Origin of the sequence: Tabrizicola sp. (genome assembly GCF_031377265.1) — a bacterium.
Classification (GTDB): Bacteria; Pseudomonadota; Alphaproteobacteria; order Rhodobacterales; family Rhodobacteraceae; genus JAUYQR01.
The window spans coordinates 1-19,346 of the sequence record NZ_JANMET010000337.1 but is presented as its reverse complement, the minus strand read 5'-3'; the positions used below and the strand labels follow the sequence as shown (position 1 = coordinate 19,346).

At 62.8% G+C, this 19,346-nt stretch carries 21 protein-coding genes; 12 read left to right on the top strand and 9 right to left on the bottom strand.

Features of this window, described 5'->3' with window-relative positions; translation table 11 throughout:
* Both RMO18_RS18145 and RMO18_RS18140 read left to right on the top strand, forming a co-directional pair.
* The coding region (locus RMO18_RS18145; protein WP_309667820.1) for a hypothetical protein at positions 1–392 on the top strand (392 nt) is incomplete at its 5' end.
* Positions 393–501: 109 nt separating this feature from the next.
* The gene (locus tag RMO18_RS18140; protein WP_309667819.1) at positions 502–1,866 is read left to right on the top strand and encodes a cytochrome P450; all 1,365 of its coding nucleotides are present in this window, start codon (positions 502–504) and stop codon (positions 1,864–1,866) included.
* Positions 1,867–1,882: 16 nt separating this feature from the next.
* Here the strand turns inward: RMO18_RS18140 and RMO18_RS18135 are convergent, their stop codons facing one another.
* The gene (locus RMO18_RS18135) at positions 1,883–4,183 is read right to left on the bottom strand and encodes a DNA topoisomerase IV subunit A (protein ID WP_309667823.1); all 2,301 of its coding nucleotides are present in this window, start codon (positions 4,181–4,183) and stop codon (positions 1,883–1,885) included.
* 153 nt (positions 4,184–4,336) lie between these two features.
* Here RMO18_RS18135 and RMO18_RS18130 point away from each other — a divergent pair, with 153 nt between their 5' ends.
* The 6 genes from RMO18_RS18130 (at position 4,337) to RMO18_RS18105 (ending at position 8,483) form a co-directional block, all read left to right on the top strand.
* Entirely contained in the window at positions 4,337–4,924 is a 588-nt protein-coding gene (locus RMO18_RS18130) for an SH3 domain-containing protein (RefSeq protein WP_309667817.1), read from the top strand.
* Between the two features lie 69 nt (positions 4,925–4,993).
* Positions 4,994–5,824, top strand: a complete 831-nt coding sequence (locus RMO18_RS18125) for an SDR family NAD(P)-dependent oxidoreductase (RefSeq protein ID WP_309667816.1) — start codon at positions 4,994–4,996, stop codon at positions 5,822–5,824.
* Between the two features lie 61 nt (positions 5,825–5,885).
* On the top strand, positions 5,886–6,092 hold the full coding sequence (locus tag RMO18_RS18120; RefSeq protein WP_309667815.1) for a twin transmembrane helix small protein: 207 nt from the start codon (positions 5,886–5,888) through the stop codon (positions 6,090–6,092).
* Positions 6,092–6,664, top strand: coding sequence for a cob(I)yrinic acid a,c-diamide adenosyltransferase (locus RMO18_RS18115; protein ID WP_309667813.1), 573 nt, complete (start codon positions 6,092–6,094; stop codon positions 6,662–6,664). The genes RMO18_RS18120 and RMO18_RS18115 overlap by 1 nt, the downstream gene beginning before the upstream one ends.
* A 129-nt stretch (positions 6,665–6,793) precedes the next feature.
* The gene (locus tag RMO18_RS18110) at positions 6,794–7,555 is read left to right on the top strand and encodes an electron transfer flavoprotein subunit beta/FixA family protein (RefSeq protein ID WP_309667812.1); all 762 of its coding nucleotides are present in this window, start codon (positions 6,794–6,796) and stop codon (positions 7,553–7,555) included.
* Position 7,556: 1 nt separating this feature from the next.
* Positions 7,557–8,483 (top strand): FAD-binding protein, encoded by a 927-nt coding sequence (locus RMO18_RS18105; protein WP_309667810.1) that lies wholly within the window; start codon positions 7,557–7,559, stop codon positions 8,481–8,483.
* A 55-nt stretch (positions 8,484–8,538) separates the two neighbouring features.
* Here the strand turns inward: RMO18_RS18105 and RMO18_RS18100 are convergent, their stop codons facing one another.
* Entirely contained in the window at positions 8,539–9,381 is an 843-nt protein-coding gene (locus RMO18_RS18100) for a DUF6473 family protein (RefSeq protein WP_309667822.1), read from the bottom strand.
* Positions 9,382–9,542: 161 nt separating this feature from the next.
* Here RMO18_RS18100 and RMO18_RS18095 point away from each other — a divergent pair, with 161 nt between their 5' ends.
* Both RMO18_RS18095 and RMO18_RS18090 read left to right on the top strand, forming a co-directional pair.
* Positions 9,543–10,418: a 3-hydroxybutyryl-CoA dehydrogenase gene (locus RMO18_RS18095; protein WP_309667809.1), complete on the top strand. Its 876-nt coding sequence runs from the start codon at positions 9,543–9,545 to the stop codon at positions 10,416–10,418.
* Between the two features lie 33 nt (positions 10,419–10,451).
* On the top strand, positions 10,452–10,916 hold the full coding sequence (locus RMO18_RS18090) for a DUF1579 domain-containing protein (RefSeq protein ID WP_309667808.1): 465 nt from the start codon (positions 10,452–10,454) through the stop codon (positions 10,914–10,916).
* Positions 10,917–10,942: 26 nt separating this feature from the next.
* On the opposite strand, the gene RMO18_RS18085 is transcribed toward RMO18_RS18090, so the two are convergent.
* The 7 genes from RMO18_RS18085 to RMO18_RS18055 all read right to left on the bottom strand — a co-directional run bounded on the left by RMO18_RS18085 (position 10,943) and on the right by RMO18_RS18055 (position 16,331).
* On the bottom strand, positions 10,943–11,779 hold the full coding sequence (locus tag RMO18_RS18085) for a lysophospholipid acyltransferase family protein (protein WP_309667806.1): 837 nt from the start codon (positions 11,777–11,779) through the stop codon (positions 10,943–10,945).
* Positions 11,780–11,862: 83 nt separating this feature from the next.
* The gene (locus RMO18_RS18080) at positions 11,863–12,132 is read right to left on the bottom strand and encodes an HPr family phosphocarrier protein (RefSeq protein ID WP_309667804.1); all 270 of its coding nucleotides are present in this window, start codon (positions 12,130–12,132) and stop codon (positions 11,863–11,865) included.
* A 1-nt stretch (position 12,133) separates the two neighbouring features.
* Positions 12,134–12,529: a PTS fructose transporter subunit IIA gene (locus RMO18_RS18075; RefSeq protein WP_309667802.1), complete on the bottom strand. Its 396-nt coding sequence runs from the start codon at positions 12,527–12,529 to the stop codon at positions 12,134–12,136.
* Positions 12,526–13,440, bottom strand: a complete 915-nt coding sequence (gene rapZ, locus RMO18_RS18070) for an RNase adapter RapZ (protein WP_309667801.1) — start codon at positions 13,438–13,440, stop codon at positions 12,526–12,528. Before rapZ ends, RMO18_RS18075 begins: the two co-directional genes overlap by 4 nt.
* Positions 13,441–13,494: 54 nt before the next feature.
* The gene (locus RMO18_RS18065; protein WP_309667799.1) at positions 13,495–13,926 is read right to left on the bottom strand and encodes an HPr kinase/phosphatase C-terminal domain-containing protein; all 432 of its coding nucleotides are present in this window, start codon (positions 13,924–13,926) and stop codon (positions 13,495–13,497) included.
* Positions 13,923–15,617 carry a sensor histidine kinase gene (locus tag RMO18_RS18060; RefSeq protein ID WP_309667798.1) on the bottom strand — a complete coding sequence of 565 codons (1,695 nt, stop codon included), beginning with the start codon at positions 15,615–15,617 and terminating at the stop codon, positions 13,923–13,925. Before RMO18_RS18060 ends, RMO18_RS18065 begins: the two co-directional genes overlap by 4 nt.
* 12 nt (positions 15,618–15,629) lie before the next feature.
* Positions 15,630–16,331: a response regulator transcription factor gene (locus RMO18_RS18055; RefSeq protein WP_309667796.1), complete on the bottom strand. Its 702-nt coding sequence runs from the start codon at positions 16,329–16,331 to the stop codon at positions 15,630–15,632.
* 362 nt (positions 16,332–16,693) lie between these two features.
* Here RMO18_RS18055 and RMO18_RS18050 point away from each other — a divergent pair, with 362 nt between their 5' ends.
* Positions 16,694–18,292, top strand: a complete 1,599-nt coding sequence (locus RMO18_RS18050; protein ID WP_309667793.1) for a phosphoenolpyruvate carboxykinase — start codon at positions 16,694–16,696, stop codon at positions 18,290–18,292.
* A 150-nt stretch (positions 18,293–18,442) separates the two neighbouring features.
* The coding region (locus RMO18_RS18045) for an acyl-CoA dehydrogenase family protein (protein WP_309667792.1) at positions 18,443–19,346 on the top strand (904 nt) is incomplete at its 3' end.

The window sequence follows — 19,346 nt, the reverse complement described above, 5'->3', positions numbered from 1 at the left end:
CGGTGGCGGGCGGCGCGCAGACCGTGACGGTGCGCGTGGTGCTGGAGCCTGCGGCCCAGGCGGCACTGCAAGAGCGCGGCGAGTTCATCATGCTGGCGGCCTATTGGGAGGGCGAGCCCGCACCCGGCCATGGCGATAAGGCCGACGAGCGTGGCCGGATCTATCTGACGAGCGAGGAATACACCGTGTTTCCGGTGGAGCAGACCTTTGTCCTTGGCCAGACGCTGGCTGCCGCCCCACTGACGACGGTGATCGAGCCGTTGGTGAACGTGAATGTTTTCACCGCGCGGGTGTCAGACGAAAACAACCTGATCGATTGCGGTCTGGTTGACGGGCCCCTTTCGGAATTCGCGGGCAAAGAAGCGGTAATGACCTGCAAGCTGATCCAATAGGGCGAACCGATCGCTTCGGCCCGCGCAGTCAGATGCCCAGTGCGCAATCATGTCGCATGGGTATCGCGCGCGGCAGGCGTATCGTCCTGACAAAAGCGGAGCAGATGCGATGACCGTGATCACGCCCATAGCCCCCATGACCCTGCCAGTCAGAGTGCCTTTGAACAACGTGGAACTGGGGGTCTGGGGCTCGCTCAGGGCGGCGCGGCGAAACGTGCTGGAACTGATCCCTGAGGTGGCAACCCGGCAGCCCATCGTGTCAGGCGCGACCGGAAAGCGCTGGCATATGGTGATGGACCCCACGGCCCTGAAACGCATCTTGCGGGACCGGATGGAGGATTATCCGAAATCGGTTGTGACCAAACTGATCCTTGAACCAGCCATCGGCGACAGTCTGTTCGTGGCCGAGGGGGCGGAATGGCTGTGGCAACGCCGGACCGCGGCGCCGGTCTTTTCGCACCGCAATGTGAGTGCGCTGGCCCCGGTGATGACGGCAGCGGCGGAACGCGCGGCCGAGCGGATCGGGCAAAGCGCGGGCCGGGCGGTGGATTGCTTTGACGAGATGGTACGCGCGACTTTCGAGGTGATCGCGGATGTGACGATTTCGGGAGGGGAAGGGTTTGACCGCGCTGCCGTGCACCGCGCCATCGAGGATTACATCGGGCAGACGGCAAAGCTGTCGATCCTGGATATCCTTGGGGCACCGGCCTGGGTGCCGCGACCGGGGCGGCTGATGACCGGCACGGCGATGCGCGAGACCAAACGCGTGGCCGATCAGGCGATCGAGGCGCGGCGGCGCGACGGGCATCAGGGGGTGCCGGACCTGCTGGACCTGCTGCTGGCGGGGTCGGACCCGGCGTCGGGGCGGCAGATGACCACGCCGGAACTGCGCGACAACCTGTTGACCTTCATCGTCGCCGGGCATGAGACGACGGCCTTGACGCTGGCCTGGGCGCTGTATCTGTGCGCCTTTGACCAAGGGGTGCAAGCGGCTGCGCGGGAGGAGGCGCGGGGCGTGCTTGCGGGCCGGGCGGCGACGGCGGCTGATGTGGCGCAGCTGCCGCTGGTGCGGCGGATCGTCGACGAGGCCTTGCGGCTGTATCCGCCCGCCGGGTTTCTGTCGCGCACCGCTTTGGCGCGAGACGAGCTGTGCGGGGTGGAAATTCACCCCGGCGACACGGTGATGCTGCCGATCTATGCATTGCACCGGCATCACCAGTTATGGGACAATCCTGATGCCTTCGATCCGGCGCGGTTTGCCCAACCGGTGGACCGCTTCGCCTACCTGCCGTTTGGCGATGGCCCGCGCATCTGCATTGGCGCAAGCTTTGCGCTGCAGGAGGCGGTGATCATTCTGGCGACGTTGCTGTCGCGGTTTCGTTTTACGCCGATCGCGGGAAAGGTGCCGAAGCCGGTGATGATCCTGACCCTGCGGCCAGAGGGCGGGGTGTGGCTGGGGGTGGAGAAGATTTAGCCAGCGATTGCGCGCCTCAGGTAAAACGGTTGTCGCGCGGAAAGCCGCGCGGGGCCATCTTGCCGGCGCTGGCCCGCGCGCCCTGCCATTCGGCAAGGTCGGTTTCGGTGCGGGTGCGGCCAGCGGGGTCTTTCCAGGTCAGACCATCGGCCAGGGTGAAGGTGATCGCATCCGACAACCCGCCGTCCTTGTACTTTTGCAACCGCACGCCCTTGCCCTTGGCCATTTCCGGCAGTTCGGCCAGCGGGAAAACCAGCATTTTGCGGTTGTCACCAACCACCGCAATCGTATCGCCGCGCACCGGTACGCAGACGGCGGTGCGGGTGCCGTCGCGCACCGTCAGCACCTGTTTGCCGGCCTTGGTCTGGGCAACCAGTTCTTCGGACGGCACGATGAAACCATCCCCCGCCGAAGACGCGACCAGCAGTTTCTCGCCCGCGCGGTAGATCATCAGATCGACGATTTCGGTGTCATTGGGCAGATCGACCATCAGGCGCACCGGTTCGCCCATGCCGCGCCCGCCGGGCAGGTTGGCACCAAGCAGGGTAAAGAACCGACCATTGGCGGCAACGAGCAAGATCTTGTCGGTGGTTTCGGCGTGGAAGGCAAAGCGAGGGCCGTCGCCATCCTTGAACTTCTGCTCGACGCCAAGGTCGGCATGACCCTTCATCGCGCGGATCCAGCCCATTTTCGAGCAGATCACGGTGATCGGTTCGCGTTCAATCATCGCCTCGTAGGGAATGTCTTCGAATTCCTGCGCCTCGGCCAATTGGGTGCGGCGGGCGCCAAGTTTGGTGGTCTTGCCAAAGGCTTTGCGGATCGCTTCCAGCTCCACGCCGATCTGCTTCCACTGCAGGCGGTCGCTTTCCAGAAGATCGGCAAGGCCGGCGCGTTCCAGCATCAGCGCGTCGCGTTCGGCCAGAAGCTCCATCTCTTCCAGCCGCCGCAAGGAGCGCAGGCGCATGTTCAGGATGGCTTCGGCCTGCAGGTCGGTCAGCTCACCCTCGCCCATGGCTGGGGGGCGATAGTCTTTTTCCGACGTGGCGCGGATGTGCGATTTCGACCAATCTTCGGCCATCAACGCGGCCTTCGGATCGGTGTCATATCGGATAATGTCAATTACGCGGTCAAGGTTCAGGAAGGTGATGATGAAGCCTTCAAGAATCTCCAGCCGGTGGTCGATCTTTTCAACGCGGTGCACTGAGCGGCGTTTCAGGACCTCGCGGCGGTGGTCGAGGAAGGCGCGCAGCACCTCTTTCAGCGAACAGACGCGCGGCACCTTGCCGTCGATCAGCACGTTCATGTTGAGCGAGAAGCGAATCTCAAGGTCGGAGTTCTTGAACAGCATGCCCATCAACACATCGGGATCAACGGTGCGGACCCGCGGTTCAAGGATCAAGCGGACGTCATCGGCAGATTCGTCGCGCACGTCAGCCAGCAGTGGCACCTTCTTCAGCTGAATCAGTTCGGCCAGCTTTTCGATCAGCCGCGATTTCTGCACCTGATAGGGGATTTCGGTGACCACGATCTGCCATGTGCCACGGCCCAGATCTTCGACCTGCCATTTGGCGCGGAGCCGGAAACTGCCGCGCCCGGTGGCGTAGGCGTCAAGAATGTTGGCAGCGGGTTCGACGATCACCCCGCCAGTCGGGAAATCCGGGCCGGGGATCAAGGCGACAAGGGCCTCATTGGACAGATCAGGATCGCGCAGCATCGCATGGCAACCCTGGATCAGTTCATCCAGATTGTGCGGCGGAATGTTGGTGGCCATGCCCACGGCGATGCCGGACGAGCCGTTGGCCAAGAGGTTCGGGAAGGCGGCGGGCATGACCACCGGCTCTTCCAGCGTGCCGTCATAGTTGGGGCGGAAGTCGACGCAGTTTTCGGCCAACCCTTCCATCAGGGTTTCGGCAATCGCCGTCAGGCGCGCCTCGGTATAGCGGCTGGCGGCCGGGTTATCGCCGTCGATGTTACCGAAGTTGCCCTGCCCGTCGACCAGCGGGTAGCGGACGTTGAAGTCCTGCGCCAGCCGCGCCATCGCATCGTAAATCGCCACATCGCCGTGCGGGTGGTAGTTGCCCATCACGTCGCCAGAAATCTTGGCAGACTTGCGAAACGCCGAGGTCGCGGTCAGGCGCAATTCGCGCATCGCATAGAGGATGCGCCGGTGTACCGGCTTCAGCCCGTCACGCGCGTCGGGCAAAGCGCGGTGCATGATCGTGGAAAGCGCATAGGTCAGATAGCGTTCGCCAATGGCCCGCGACAGCGGTTCCGAGGTTGTCATAGCCTCGATCTTGGGGTTTTCGTCGTCGGTCATCATGCATGTTGTGTATGACGAGTGTCGGTTTTGGTCCAGAGTGTAAGCGGCGGGAATTGGCTGGCAATCCCCGCGATAAGTGCATTTTTGACTCAAACCTTTCGCCAGATGTGGTAAGACCTGTTCCTGCGCGCTTTTCCCCGGTGGTCCCGAATGTTCCGTTTGACGGTGTTGTTGTGTGTTTCGATGTTCATGGCCTTGCTCGTCGCGGGCGGGGACAACGGTCAGTTGCGCCCCGGTCTGGCCAAGGCCGCTGCCGAGGCAAAGCTGCACCCGTTGACAGAAGCCCCGGTCAAGACAGCCGCGCCAGCGCCCGCGGCAATCGAGGCACCGAAGGCGAAGAAAGAAGTCGCTGCCACCAAACCGCCAAAGCCCGCCAAGCCGGAAGCGACGCTTGCCTCTGCCGTGATCACCCCGCCGCGCGAAGTGGTGCAGGTGTTGGAAGACCCGGTGTTCACCCTGTCGGCATTGCCAACCGAGCGGCTGCAAGATGCCGTGGAACCACAAGCGCTACCGGTTGCCGCCGAAGGCAGCGAGGGCGACATCATGTATGTGACGGCGTCATCGGTGAATGTGCGCGAAGGCCCGTCAACCGATGCAGCGGTGTTGGGCAAGCTGGGCGCTGGTGAGGCGGCACTCGTGATCACCGATGTTGACGGCGAATGGGCGCGCATCGTCATTCAGGGCGACGGGATGGAAGGCTATGTTGCGCTGCGTTTCCTCAGCGCGTCGGCCCCCTGATCTACTGACAAAGGTTTGCAAGGCGGCGGTTTTGCCCTAGGCAGGCGCAAAACCGGCGGGGCACCTTTGATGACGGCGAAATCCATTCTGATCACTGGCTGCTCGTCCGGCATCGGGCTTGATGCAGCGCGCACCTTGCGGCAGCGCGGCTGGCGGGTGTTTGCCACCTGCCGGCAAGAGGTTGATTGCGCAAGGCTGCGGGCCGAGGGGCTGGAAAGCTTTGTGCTGGATTATGCCGACGAGGCCAGCATCGAGACAGCGGTGGCCGAGGTGTTCGGGCGCACCGGCGGCACGCTGGATGCGCTGTTCAACAATGGCGCGTTTGCCTGCCCGGCTGCCGTTGAAGACCTGCCGCGTGCAGCGCTGCGGGCGATTTTCGAGGTCAACCTGTTTGGCTATCACGATCTGGCGCGGCGGGTGATTCCGGCGATGCGGGCTCAAGGGGCGGGGCGGATCATCAACTGCTCGTCAGTGCTGGGGCTGGTGGGGATGAAATGGCGGGGGGCCTATGTGGCGACCAAGTTCGCGATGGAGGGCCTTTCGGACGTGATGCGGATCGAGATGAAGGGTACCGGGGTGGAGGTGATCCTGATCGAACCGGGGCCGATCACCACCCGCATCCGCGAAAACGCGATCCCGCATTTCGAGCGGTGGATCGACTGGCAAGCCTCGGCCCGGTCGGCGGAATATGCGGCGTTGCGGGGCCGTTTGTATGACGCCAAGACCAAGCCCGACGCGTTCGAATTGCCGCCTTCGGCAGTGACGGCAAAGCTGATCCGGGCGCTGGAAAACCGCCGCCCGAAAGCGCGGTATTTCGTGACAACGCCGACCTATATGATGGGTGTCGCGCGCCGCATTCTGCCAACCTGGGCGCTGGACCGGCTGATCGCCTGGGGCTAAGTGCATTTGGGGTTCGCTTTTGCGCTGACCGCCCCTACATCTGGCATCAAAGGAGACACCCATGCTGTCAGACCCGCTTTTCATCTTTGCCACCGTCGCCTGCCTTGTGGTGCTGGCGATCCTTGTGTTCGGCATTGGCACCTTTGCCAAAGGCGGCGAGTTCAACCGCAAGAACGCCAACAAGATCATGCGCTGGCGGCTTGGCGCGCAGTTCGTGGCGGTGATCCTGATCGTCGGTTTCGCGTGGCTGCGCAGTGGAGGCAACTGATGGTTGTTCTGTCGAAAATCTACACCAAGACCGGGGATGCCGGCGAGACCGCGCTGGGCAACGGCGCGCGGGTGGCCAAGCATTCGGTCCGGGTCAGCGCCTATGGCACGGTGGATGAAACCAACGCCACCGTCGGGCTGGCGCGGCAGCATTCCACCGGCGAGATGGATGCAGCGCTGAAGCGCATCTCCAACGATCTGTTCGATCTGGGCGCGGATCTGTGTACCCCCGACCGGCATCTGGACGCGACGCGGGAGTACCCGGCGCTTAGGATCATCGAGCCGCAGGTGCTGCGGCTGGAGACCGAGATCGACGCAATGAACACCAAACTGACGCCGTTGCGCAGTTTCATCCTGCCCGGCGGTTCGGCGCTGGCCGCGCAGTTGCACCTGTGCCGCACCGTCTGCCGCCGCGCCGAGCGGCTGGTGGTGGAAACCGCGACGATGGAGGATGTGAACCCGGAGGCGGTCAAATACCTCAACCGGTTGTCGGACTGGTTCTTTGTGGCCGGGCGCATCGCCAACAACGACGGCAAGGATGACGTGCTGTGGGTGCCGGGGCTGACGCGCTAGACCAAGAAACGCGACGTCCGGACGCGGATTGCTGTCGGTTTTGGTCTGTTGCGAGGCGCCTGAACGCGGTATCCACGCGCCAGACAGCATTACCGGGGCATCTGGCCCCCTGGATGGAGATCAACGCCGATGAAGGTGCTCGTGCCCGTAAAGCGCGTGATCGACTATAACGTGAAGGTTCGCGTCAAGGCGGATGGCACGGGCGTCGATCTGGCCAACGTGAAAATGTCGATGAACCCGTTTGACGAGATCGCGGTGGAAGAGGCGATCCGCCTGAAGGAAAAAGGGATCGCCACCGAGGTGATCGTGGTGTCCATCGGCGTCAAACAGGCGCAGGAAACCCTGCGTAACGCGCTGGCGATGGGGGCGGACCGCGCCATCCTGATCGAGGCGACGGACAACGTACATGTCGACATCGAACCGCTGGCCGTGGCCAAGCTGCTGGCCGCCGTGGTGCGCGAAGAGGCGCCGGGGCTGGTGCTGTGCGGCAAGCAGGCGATCGACAATGACATGAACGCCACCGGGCAGATGTTGTCAGCACTGCTGGGTTGGTCGCAGGGCACGTTCGCATCCGAAGTGGCGGTGACCGGCGACACAGCGACCATCACCCGCGAAGTGGACGGCGGGTTGCAGACGATCAGCCTGAAAATGCCGGCGATCATTACCGTCGATCTGCGGCTGAACGACCCGCGTTATGCCAGCCTTCCCAACATCATGAAGGCCAAGGCCAAGCCGATGGCGATGAAGACGCCTGCGGATTACGGCGTTGACGTGGCACCGCGTCTGGCGGTGCTGAAGACCGTGGAACCGGCGGGCCGCAAGGCTGGCGTCCGGGTCGCCTCGGTGGATGAGTTGATCGCAAAGTTGCGCGATGAAGCAGGGGTGATCTGAGATGGCCGTTCTTCTGATTGCAGATGTGATTGAGGGCCAGCTTGCGACCGATCAGGTGGCCAAGGCGCTGACGGCGGTCAAGGCTTTGGGTCCGGTGACGGTGCTGGTGGCGGGCATGGGTGGCGATGCGGCGGCGGCCGAGGCGGCAACGCTGGCGGGCGTGGCCAAGGTGCTGTTCGCCGACGCGCATGTCTATTGCCACGCGATGGCGGAACCGACCTCGGCGTTGATCGTATCGCTGGCGGGCGATTACAGCCATATCGTGGCGGCTTCGGGGGCGTTTTCCAAATCGGTGCTGCCGCGGGTGGCGGCGTTGCTGGATGTGATGGTGATTTCCGAAGTGCTGACGGTGATCGACGCGGACACGTTCGAGCGCCCGATCTATGCCGGAAACGCGATCCAGACGGTGAAATCGTCGGATGCGACCAAGGTGATGACGATCCGCACCGCGACGTTCGATGCGGCCGGAACCGGCGGCAACGCACCGGTCGAAAAGATCACGACGGCGGCTGATGGCAGCCTGTCGACCTGGGTGGCCGACAAGGTCGCCTCGTCGGACCGGCCGGAGCTGACCAGCGCGGGGATCGTGGTTTCCGGTGGGCGCGGCGTCGGCTCGCAGGCCGATTTCGCGATGATCGAAACGCTGGCCGACAAGCTGGGTGCCGCGGTCGGTGCCTCGCGCGCGGCGGTGGATTCGGGCTATGCGCCGAACGACTGGCAGGTTGGTCAGACCGGCAAGGTGGTGGCGCCTGATCTGTATGTGGCGGTCGGCATTTCCGGTGCGATCCAGCATCTGGCGGGCATGAAAGACAGCAAGGTGATCGTGGCGATCAACAAGGACGAAGAGGCGCCGATCTTTCAGGTCGCCGATTACGGGCTGGTGGCGGACCTGTTCACTGCCGTGCCGGAACTGATCGCCAAGCTGTGACATCTGGATGAAGCTGAACCGAAAGGGGCCGCGATTGCGGCCCCTTTTCGTTTGCTCAGACCACCCGCAAGATCGCCGGTATCAACGCCTCCGCCGCCTCGCGGTGCGCGGTGGCACCGGGCAGACAGTGGGCGGAGTGCTGGGCACTTTCCGGGAACTGCATCCGGCGCACGCCTTCGGCACGGGCCGCCGCACTGGGAACCACTTGCAGGAAAGTTGAAACCTCTGGCAGGAGTGCCGCGACCATCGCGCCGTCGACCAGCAGCGGACCGGGCCCCGCGAAGGGCGTGCCGGGATCAAGCTGTGTGGCATTGTCGGGCACGGGATCATCGGCCATCCACAGTAGAATGCGTTGGCGCGGCAGGTGCGACAACAGCGTGCGCATCCTGTCAATCCAGGTGGATTTCAGCGCCGCCACCACCTTGGCGAACCGGTCAACCCCCGCCGCCTGTAAGACCAGCAAGAGGTGGCGGGTGAAGTGGATGTCGGTAAACTCCACCTCAGGGTACAGGGCGCGCAGCGCCGGGGTGGCGCCAAGAAAGCGGTCATTGCGGCGGCTGTGCACCGTGTAATAGCGGTTCGACAAAGCTTCGGCCCCGGTGATCTGCACCACGGCCAGCCGCGCGCCACGCGCAATGGCCAATGTTTCAGGATCTGCCAGATAGAATTCCGGGCCGGCGTTCAGCCCGCCAAGATTGGCCACGGGAACACCCATCGCCTCTTCCACCAGCGTCGGAAACGGGGCGGTGACATATTTGCCAAAGGTCTGCGACCCGCCGATCATCGCCAGATAGGCGCCAGACAGGTCCCGGCGCGGCCCCCGAAACACCGAGCGTGACATGCCATAACGACATGGAAAATAGTCAGGCGCCCCCGCGCCTGCGAAACCATAAGACATCCCACCACCCAATTCATCTAACACCCAAGCGCAACCGTGGCGGAAACAGGTTTCCGAAAGGCTAAAGCGCGGCGATTGACTAGAACTGTAACGACTTTCCGATCCTTGCACCCACGGGTGCGGACGGGCATAAGCTTTTTCGGTGATCAGGAGGCTTTGGCATGGACATCCGGCAAGTGGGCGTGGTCGGCGCGGGCCAGATGGGCAGCGGCATCGCGCATGTGTTTGCGCTGGCTGGATATGACGTACTGATGACCGACATCTCGGAAGACGGTCTTGCCAAGGCGCTGGCCACTATTGACCGCAACATCGAACGGCAAGTGGTGCGCGGCAAGGTTCTGGCGGCGGACAAGCGCGCCGCGATGGAGCGGATCAAGACCACACTGAAACTGGCCGATCTGGGGCAATGCGACCTGATCATCGAGGCTGCCACCGAACGCGAGACGGTGAAGCAGGCGATCTTCGAGGACCTTCTGCCGCATCTGAAACCGACCACGATCCTGACCTCGAACACCTCGTCGATCTCGATCACCCGGCTGGCCAGCCGCACCGACCGGCCGGAAAAGTTCATGGGGTTTCATTTCATGAACCCGGTGCCGGTGATGCAACTGGTGGAGCTGATCCGCGGCATCGCCACCGATCAGGAAACCTGGGAGACGCTGCACGAGGTGGTGAAGAAGCTGGGGAAGACGGCGGCAAGTGCCGAGGATTTCCCGGCCTTCATCGTCAACCGTATCCTGATGCCGATGATCAACGAGGCGGTCTATACGCTGTATGAGGGCGTGGGATCGGTGAAAAGCATCGACGAGTCGCTGAAGCTGGGGGCCAATCACCCGATGGGGCCGCTGGAGCTGGCGGATTTCATTGGGCTGGATACGTGTCTGGCGATCATGAACGTGCTGCATGACGGGCTGGCGGATACCAAGTACCGCCCTTGTCCGCTGCTAACGAAATATGTCGAAGCAGGATGGCTGGGCCGCAAGACGCAGCGGGGGTTTTATGATTACCGGGGCGAAGTGCCGGTGCCGACGCGGTGACATTGGACACCGCAACACAGTGAGGGCGATCTGATGGTATCTTCGGATTTTGATTTTGAAATCGGCGGGTGGCTTGTTCGGCATCGCCGATTGAAAGACCGGCTTGTCGGATGCCAGAACTGGGAAGAGTTCGACGGCACCTCAGCGACCAGCCATGTCCTGGGGGGCAACGGCAATGTGGAAGACAACGTCATCAACTTCCCAAGCGGAACCTATCGGGCAATAGCCATCCGCTCTTTCGATGAGAAAAGGCAAAGCTGGGCGATCTGGTGGCTTTCTGCGCAGACACCACACAGCTTGGACGTGCCTGTGATCGGAAGATTCGAGAACGGGGTCGGCACGTTCCTTGCCGAGGATTCGCTGAACGGCCAGCCTGTCCTTGTCAGATTTCTTTGGCTTCATACGGACACCGCAACTCCGCGCTGGGAGCAAGCCATGTCCTTGGATGGGGGCATCTCCTGGGAGACGAACTGGACGATGGATTTTCGTCGGTCGTAGATCGGCGAGACTGAATGGAGATGTAACTACCTCCCCAGCGCCAGCGTATGCTCCCTCAGCCACGCCAGGAACCCCCTCGGGTTGCCGTCCCATTTGTCCAGCTCCGATGCCGGGATCGGTTCGCCGATGAAGGGGCGTTGGGGTTTGAAGAGGGCGCGTTTGATTTCGTATAGGAGCAGGCCCTGACGCAGCGTATCGGAAATCTTGTTGGCAATCAGGAAGGTGCGGCTGTTGCGGCCGGTGAAGTGTACCGGCAGGATCGTGGCGCCGCTTTTCGCGATCATCTTGTGGGTGAAGACGTTCCATTCCGCCTCGATCGCGGGGCCGAACCAGGTTTCCGACATCGCGACCTTGCCCGCCGGAAACAGGATGATCACGCCGCCCGCCTTCAGATGCCCCATGGTTTCTTCGCGCATCTGCAAGCCCAGTTCGCGGGCGTTGTCTTCGTGCGGGAAGGGGACTGGAATCATGAACTCGGCCACTTCAGGGATGCCGGTCAGCAGCGAACGGGTCAGGATCTTGAAATCGGACCGGACGCGATTGATCATTTCAGCCAAAACCATTCCGTCAACCAAGCCATGCGGATGATTTGAAACGACGACCAGCGGCCCAGTGGCGGGGATATGGGCAATTTCTTCGGGCGGCGTGTCGATGCGGATGCCCATCTGGCGAATCGCCTTTGGCCAGAAGGGCGAGCCGAAAGGTGCGCCGGACCGTTCAAACTGCCGGATCAGGCGGAGCAGCGTGATCTTGGCTGTCAGCCATTCGATGGTGCGGATTGTCTGTGCTTTGAACGGATTTGAGAAGGTTCCGGCATAGCTGAGGCGGCGCATGTCATAGGCACGCTCTGCCGTGCTGGTCACGGACGCGCCCTCTAGCGGCTTTCCCGCTGTTCCGATTTGCGACTGTTCCGTCACGAAGCGACTGCCTTCATCCCCAGTACACTTCAATACTCCTCCCCGAAGCGAGCAGCAACCAAAGCCTCCAGCGCATCGGCGAGCTTCCCCGCTTCTGTCCCGGATGTACGAACCTCAATAGAGGTTCCCCGCGAAGCTGCCAACATCAAAAGCCCCATGATGCTGTCACCGGCGACGGACAACCCGTCCTTGACAACCTCGGCGGCGGCATCGTGCGCCTCGACCACTTCGACGAATTTGGCCGAGGCCCGCGCGTGCAGGCCCTTTTCATTGATGATCCGAAGTACCCGGTCGGTCACATCACGCGCCCCCGCCCAGATCGAGCGAGTTGATGTACTTGCGCCCGGCATCCAAAGCAGCCGCCACCGCATCGGGCACCGGCAAGTCGCGCGATTTCGCCAGCTTGATCAGCATCGGCAAATTTGCGCCGTAAAGGATGCGGCGCCCGGTGGTGGCGCAGGCCGGAAGCGACAGGTTGGACGGCGATCCACCGAACATGTCGGTCACCAGCACGACGCCCTGACCCGTATCAACAGAATCGGCTGCATCACAGATCTCCATCTGCTTGGCGGTGCGGTCATGGTCATCTTCGATGGCCACGACACGCACCCCGTCCTGTTTGCCCACGACATGTTCGACGGCCAAGAGATACTCTCGCGCCAACCCGCCATGTGCGACGATCACGATACCGATCAAGCGCCTGCACCCTTTGTTGCGTCAGGCTGACCAGCGGTCGCCTTGCGTTCGAGTTCCCGGTGTCGTTTTGACACCGGCCAGCCGCCTTCTGCAAGCGCCTTCCCGACCAATTCGGCAACTGCAACCGACCTGTGTTGCCCCCCGGTACAGCCAAAGCCGATGGAGAGATGCGCCTTGCCCTCGTCCACATGGGCCGGAAGCAGAAACAGCAGCAGATCGCGCAACCTGAGGAAGAATTCGTCAAAACGGGGATCAGCGCGCACGTGCGACTCGACCCTGGCATCGCGGCCGTCAAGGGGGCGCAATGCAGGCGACCAATGGGGATTCGCCAGAAACCGGCAGTCGAAGATCATGTCCAGCCCACGCGGTACACCCCGCTTGTAGCTGAACGACTGCACCGAGACGGCAAGTCGGCTGGCAGGACCGGCGCCAAACCAGCGCGCGATCTCGGCCTTCAGATCGTGTGGTGACTGATCAGTGGTGTCGATCAGGTGATCGGCCCGAACCCTGATCGGGGCTAAGAGATCAATCTCGCGCTCGATCCCAAGGGCGGGCGAATCGTCCGGGGCCAGCGGGTGCCGCCTGCGGGTTTCGGAAAACCGGCGGATCAATTCGCCCGGCGCGCAGTCAAGATACAGCACTTCCAGCGCCAGCCGGGGGTCGCGGGTCAGGGTGTCGATCAGTTCGATCAGCGAGGTGGCGTTGAAATCCCGGTTCCGGACATCGAGGCCCAAGGCAATCGGGCGGCCGAGCGGCGGGCCGTCAATCAGGCGCGGCACGAGGCTGAGCGGGATGTTGTCGATGCCCTCATAGCCCATATCCTCAAGCGCATGGATGGCGGTGGACCGGCCCGCCCCTGAGGGGCCGGTGACCAGGACGAGTTTGTGATCAAGGCTGGGGTCAGCCGTCATTGTAAAACCCTTGCGGCGTCGGGACGGGCGGGTTGATCGGGGCTTGTTCCCGTTTCAAGATTGGCGCCCGTAGCGCAGATAGTGCATCAGTGCCTCGGGGAAATGGTCATTCTGCGGCTGCAGCACAAGATCGAGGTCGTATCCCAGCAATGTGATGCGGCGATGCAGCGGAATGCGGTCAGGCTCGCGCTGGCCAAGGTCTGCGACCAGCGCGATTTCGGACTGTTCCACACAATCGGCGCGCAGAATGCCGACGCCCCGCGCCTCGATCAGCCCGCGCAGTGCGGGGGGACAGCGCGCTACAACACCCACGCCCTCACGGTAAATCTCGGTCCGGTCATCGGCCACCAGATCCGCGCCCAGCGCCATCAGGCGCAACGCAAGCGACGACTTGCCCGCGCCTGACGGGCCAAGAATCAGCAACCCACGCCCCTTCACCGCAACGCAACTGGCATGCATAACGGAGCGATTGGCGGTTTCGGTCACACCGGCAGACCGATGACGAACCGCGCCCCCAATGGCTCGGACGTGGGGTCTGCGGCGGTCGGGCGGATGTTCTCGGCCCAGATCACCCCGCCATGCGCCTCGACGATCTGTTTCGAGATCGCCAGCCCAAGGCCGGAGTGGTTGCCGAAATCGCCCTGCGGGCGTTCGGAGTAGAACCGTTTGAAAATCTTGGTCAGCGCCTGTTCCGGAATGCCCGGACCGGTATCCTCGACCACGACGAGCACCCGGTTATCACGCCGCCGCGCCCAGACCCGAACCGCATCGCCATCTTCGCAGAACGAGATCGCGTTGGTCACAAGGTTCACGAACACCTGCGCCAGCCGCGCCTCCAACCCATGCGTGACGATCGGGTCCGCGGGCAGGTCGATGATGAAATCGATCCCCTTTTCACCCGCCTCCTGGCTGAGATACTGGCACAGGTTAGAAAGGGTCTTGAGAAGGTTGAATTCCTCCTCCTCTTCCTTGACCAGTTCCGAATCCAGCCGCGAGGCGTTGGAAATGTCGCTGACCAGCCGGTCAAGGCGACGCACGTCATGTTCGATGACATCAAGCAGCGTGTCGCGCTGCGCCTCTTTCTTGACAAAGCGCAGCGATCCGATGGCCGACCGCAGGGATGCCAGCGGGTTCTTGATTTCATGCGCCACGTCGGCGGCGAACTGTTCGTTCGCATCGATCCGGTCATAAAGCGCAGTCACCATCCCGCGCATGGCCACCGAAAGACGGCCGATTTCGTCCGGGCGTGCCGCAAGGTCGGGGATGCGCACACGGCTGGGGGACACGCGGCGAGCATCGCGATTGCGCCCGATCTCGGCTGCGGCGGCAAGGTCGGACAGCGGGTTGGAAATGGTCGATGCCAGCATCAGGCTAAGCCCGACCGAGACCATCACCGCCAGCACGAAGATCTGCAGAATCTGTTCCCGCTCATAGCGGACCAGCCGGTCGATTTCGCCGGCGCTGGAGGTGACTGTGACCACGCCCATCACCTGCCTGCCCAAGATAATGGGAGCCGCCACCGCGAACAGCGCGCTGCCCTCGGCGTCTTCGACCTTGCGCGAAGTGGTGGCGCCGCTTTTGGCCTCGGGGAACAATGCCCGGGCCAGTTTGGCGGCATCCACCGTTTCGGTGCGCGAGGGGCTGCTTTGGCGCAAGATCGCAGTCACGCCACGCCAGACGGCATCGAGAAGATCGGTGATGAAGGTTGGACGCCCCGGATTGGTGACAAGCGTATCGGTGCCTTGACCGACTTTGGAGGCGACCAGCCCGCCGGTTGGATCAAAGATGAAAACCTCGGCGGTCGCGTCGATCTTCAGGTCTGCAAGGGTGGCGCGGAAATCGATGACCCCCGCGCCCTGCCGAAGCTGCCCTTCATAGACGGCGGCAATAAGTTCGGCCTGCCGGACCATGCCTTGTTCGCGCTGCAGCACCAGGCTTTCCCGGAACGGGTTCATGAACAGCACGCCGACAATCAGCATGACCAGCGCCATGAGATTGAACACGACGATCTTGCGCGCCAGAGGCGAGCGGTTCAGGGCAGCAAAACCAGTTCGGCCACGGCCGTCCTTCAGCCGTTCGACCGTGGCATCCGGGGAAACCCAGTCTTCCCCGAGCAGCACGTCGCCGGATCGTTTCGGTCGATACTCCTCCATCGCAATCCGTGGTGCAGCGGTCATTCTGTCAAATCATCATTCTTCGTTGTAGCGGTAACCGATACCGTACAGCGTTTCGATTGCCGTAAAGTTATCATCGACCGAGCGCATTTTCTTGCGCAGCCGCTTGATGTGGCTGTCGATCGTGCGGTCGTCGACATAGACCTGATCGTCATAGGCCACGTCCATCAGCTGATCGCGCGATTTCACAAAGCCGGGCCGCTGCGCCAGCGCCTGCAGCAACAGAAATTCGGTAACGGTCAGCGATACCTCAAGGCCCTTCCACGTCACAGAATGACGCAGCGGGTCCATCCGCAGCGCGCCGCGTTCCATCATCTTGGTTTCTTCGGTGGTGCCGACTTCGCTGGTGCTGATCGCCTCTTGCCGGCGCAGCAGCGCACGGATGCGTTCGACCAGCAGACGTTGCGAGAAGGGCTTTTTGACATAGTCGTCCGCCCCCATGCGCAGGCCGAGAACCTCGTCGATCTCGTCATCCTTCGAGGTGAGGAAGATCACCGGGATCGAGGTCTTCTGCCGCATCCGCTGCAACAGATCCATCCCGTCCATCCTGGGCATCTTGATATCCAGAACGGCCATGTCCGGCATCCGGCGATTGAAAGCTTCCATTGCCGATTGCCCATCGTTGTACATTTCCACCTCAAAGCCCTCGGCTTCGAGAGTCATGGCCACCGATGTCAGAATGTTCCTGTCGTCGTCCACAAGGGCGATGCGTGCCATTTGCGATGTTCCCCTTAACTGCCACGGGTATTTGATTATTTTCTCCATAGTCGGTTTTCCGGACAGGATAATCAACAGGAAAGCGAATCACCCCCCCGCAACGGGCCACCGAGGGTGTCATTCTGGCCGCGATTCGTGCGGTTCTCCGCCCGGGAGGCCAGCCGGGTGGAGTTGGTTGCGCTAACGTCCCGATGGTTGCGCTAACGCCTGCTTCGCGCGCTGTTCCCATGTGAAAACATCATGTTATAGCCAAGGTCAGGCTCTCGATCATGGGGGCCCGACCTGGGCGCCGCGCCGTGACCACACTGCGGCGCGACCGAAACCTTGCCCCCCCAGAAAGGGCGGCACCGGGAGCATGTGAAATGACACAAGACCACCTTATCCCGCGACACAGCCTGCATGATCAGGGCATCACCGGGGTTGGGCGGGTACATTACAACCTGACCGAAGCCGCGCTGGTGGAAGCAGCAGTCAAGCGGGGCGAGGGGCGCCTTGGGCGCGGCGGCGCGTTCTTGTGTGCCACAGGGCGCTTTACGGGGCGTTCGCCCAAGGACAAGTTCGTGGTTCGCACACCGCTGACTGAAGGTACTGTCTGGTGGGACAACAACGCGGCAATGCCCGCCGATGCCTTCGCCCGCCTGAAGGCCGACATGCTGGCGCATGTGCAGGGCAGTGAGCTTTTCGTGCAGGATCTGTATGCCGGGGCAGACCCGCTGCACCGGCTGGATGTGCGGGTGGTGACCGAACTGGCCTGGCACGGGCTGTTCATCCGCCACCTGCTGCGCCGCCCGGATCGCGCAGATCTTGACCGCTTTACCCCGGATTGGACGATCATCAACTGCCCTGCGTTCAAGGCCGACCCCGCCCGGCACGGTTGCCGGAGCGAGACAGTGATCGTGCTGAACTTTGACGAAAAGACCGTGCTGATAGCCAACACCGCCTATGCGGGGGAAAACAAGAAAGCCGTATTTACGGTGCTGAACTATCTGTTGCCGGAAAAGGGCGTGATGGCGATGCATTGCTCGGCCAACCACGCGGCAGGCAACCCGGTGGATGCGGCCGTGTTCTTCGGGCTGTCGGGCACCGGCAAGACCACGCTGTCGGCCGCCCCCGACCGCACGCTGATTGGCGATGATGAACATGGCTGGTCGGATCGCGGCATCTTCAACTTTGAGGGTGGTTGCTATGCCAAGACCATCAACCTGAACCCCGAGGCCGAGCCGGAGATTTATGCCACCACCAGCCGCTTTGGCACCGTGATCGAGAACATGGTCTATGATCCCGACACGCTGGAGATCGATTTCGCCGACAATTCGCTGACGGACAACACCCGCTGCGCCTATCCGTTGGAGGCCATTTCCAACGCTTCGGCCACAGGTCTGGGCGGGCATCCACGCCATGTGGTGATGCTGACCTGCGATGCCTTTGGCGTGCTGCCCCCGATCGCGCGGCTGACACCGGCGCAGGCGATGTATCATTTCCTGTCCGGCTTCACGTCCAAGGTGGCGGGGACCGAGCGGGGGGTGACCGAACCGCAGCCGACGTTCTCCACCTGTTTCGGCGCGCCGTTCATGCCGCGCCGTCCAGAGGTGTATGGCAAGCTGTTGCAGGCAAAGATCGCCAAGCATGGTGTGACGTGCTGGCTGGTCAACACCGGCTGGACTGGCGGTGCCTATGGCAAGGGCACGCGGATGCCGATCAAGGCGACACGGGCGCTGCTGTCTGCCGCGCTGGATGGTTCGCTGAACGCAGCCGCCTTCCGCCGCGACCCGGTGTTCGGGTTCGAGGTGCCGGTGGCGGTGGCTGGGGTGGATCAGGGATTGCTGACCCCGCGCGGCACCTGGGCGGATCCCGCCGCCTATGATGCGCAAGCAAAACGGCTGGTGGGCATGTTCGCCGACAACTTTGGTCAGTACGTGCCGTTCATCGACGCGGACGTGCGGGCGGCTGCCCTCGGCTGAGGCTGCATGAAGTAGCGGATTCGCCGAGTCTGCAAATCCGCTGCGACATTTTCATGCGTACCAAATATTCCCAGAGAAAGTATGTTGCGCTGCAACTGCGAAGGCTTTACCTCCAAGGGCGAAGATTCCCAAGGTGACCGGAGCGATCAGATGCCCCATGATGGCCAGACCATGACCCCATCCGCCGTGCTGCCCGATCTTGTTGCGCTGACAATGGCCACACTGCCCGAGGTGGAGGCGCTGGACACCGCTGCGCGCGCGGCGGTGCGGGCCGAGGTGACGGTGGGCGGCAAGGTTTCGGCCCCAGCGATGGAGGCGCACCAGTCTGCGGCGCATGGCATGGCGTGGCTGGCCACTTATGTGGAGGCGTTGCGTCAGATGCAGGCCTGGGCCGGGCGCATTTCGACGGATGGGCGCTTTGGCGAGATGGAGGCACTGATCCTGCAGATCGCCTTTGGCGAATACCTGAGCCAGATCGCCGGCGGCATCCCGATGAGCCAGGGCGAGATGGCGCGGCTGTCGGATATGGGGCTGGATTGGCAGCCCGGGGATGCGGCGCGGGCGCTGATGGCAGGGGGTAACACCCCAGCCGCGCGGATGCAGTTGGTCGCCTGCATGCGCGACAACCAGGGCCGTGCGACCTTTGGCGTGACCGGGCTGGATGACGAGTTGGAGATGATCCGCGATCAGTTCCGCCGCTTTGCCGACGACGAGGTGGTGCCGCATGCGCATGGCTGGCACCTGCGCGACGAACTGATCCCGATGGCGGTGATCGACAAGCTGGCCGAACTGGGCGTGTTCGGGCTGACGATCCCGGAGGCGTTCGGCGGGTTCGGGCTGACGAAAGCCTCGATGGTGGTGGTCAGCGAGGAGCTGTCGCGCGGCTATATCGGCGTGGGGTCTTTGGCGACGCGAACCGAGATCGCGGCGGAACTCATCCTCTGCGGCGGCACGGCGGAACAGAAGGCACATTGGCTGCCCAAGCTGGCGAGTGGTGAAGTGCTGCCGACAGCCGTCTTCACCGAGCCCAACACCGGGTCGGACCTTGGGGCCT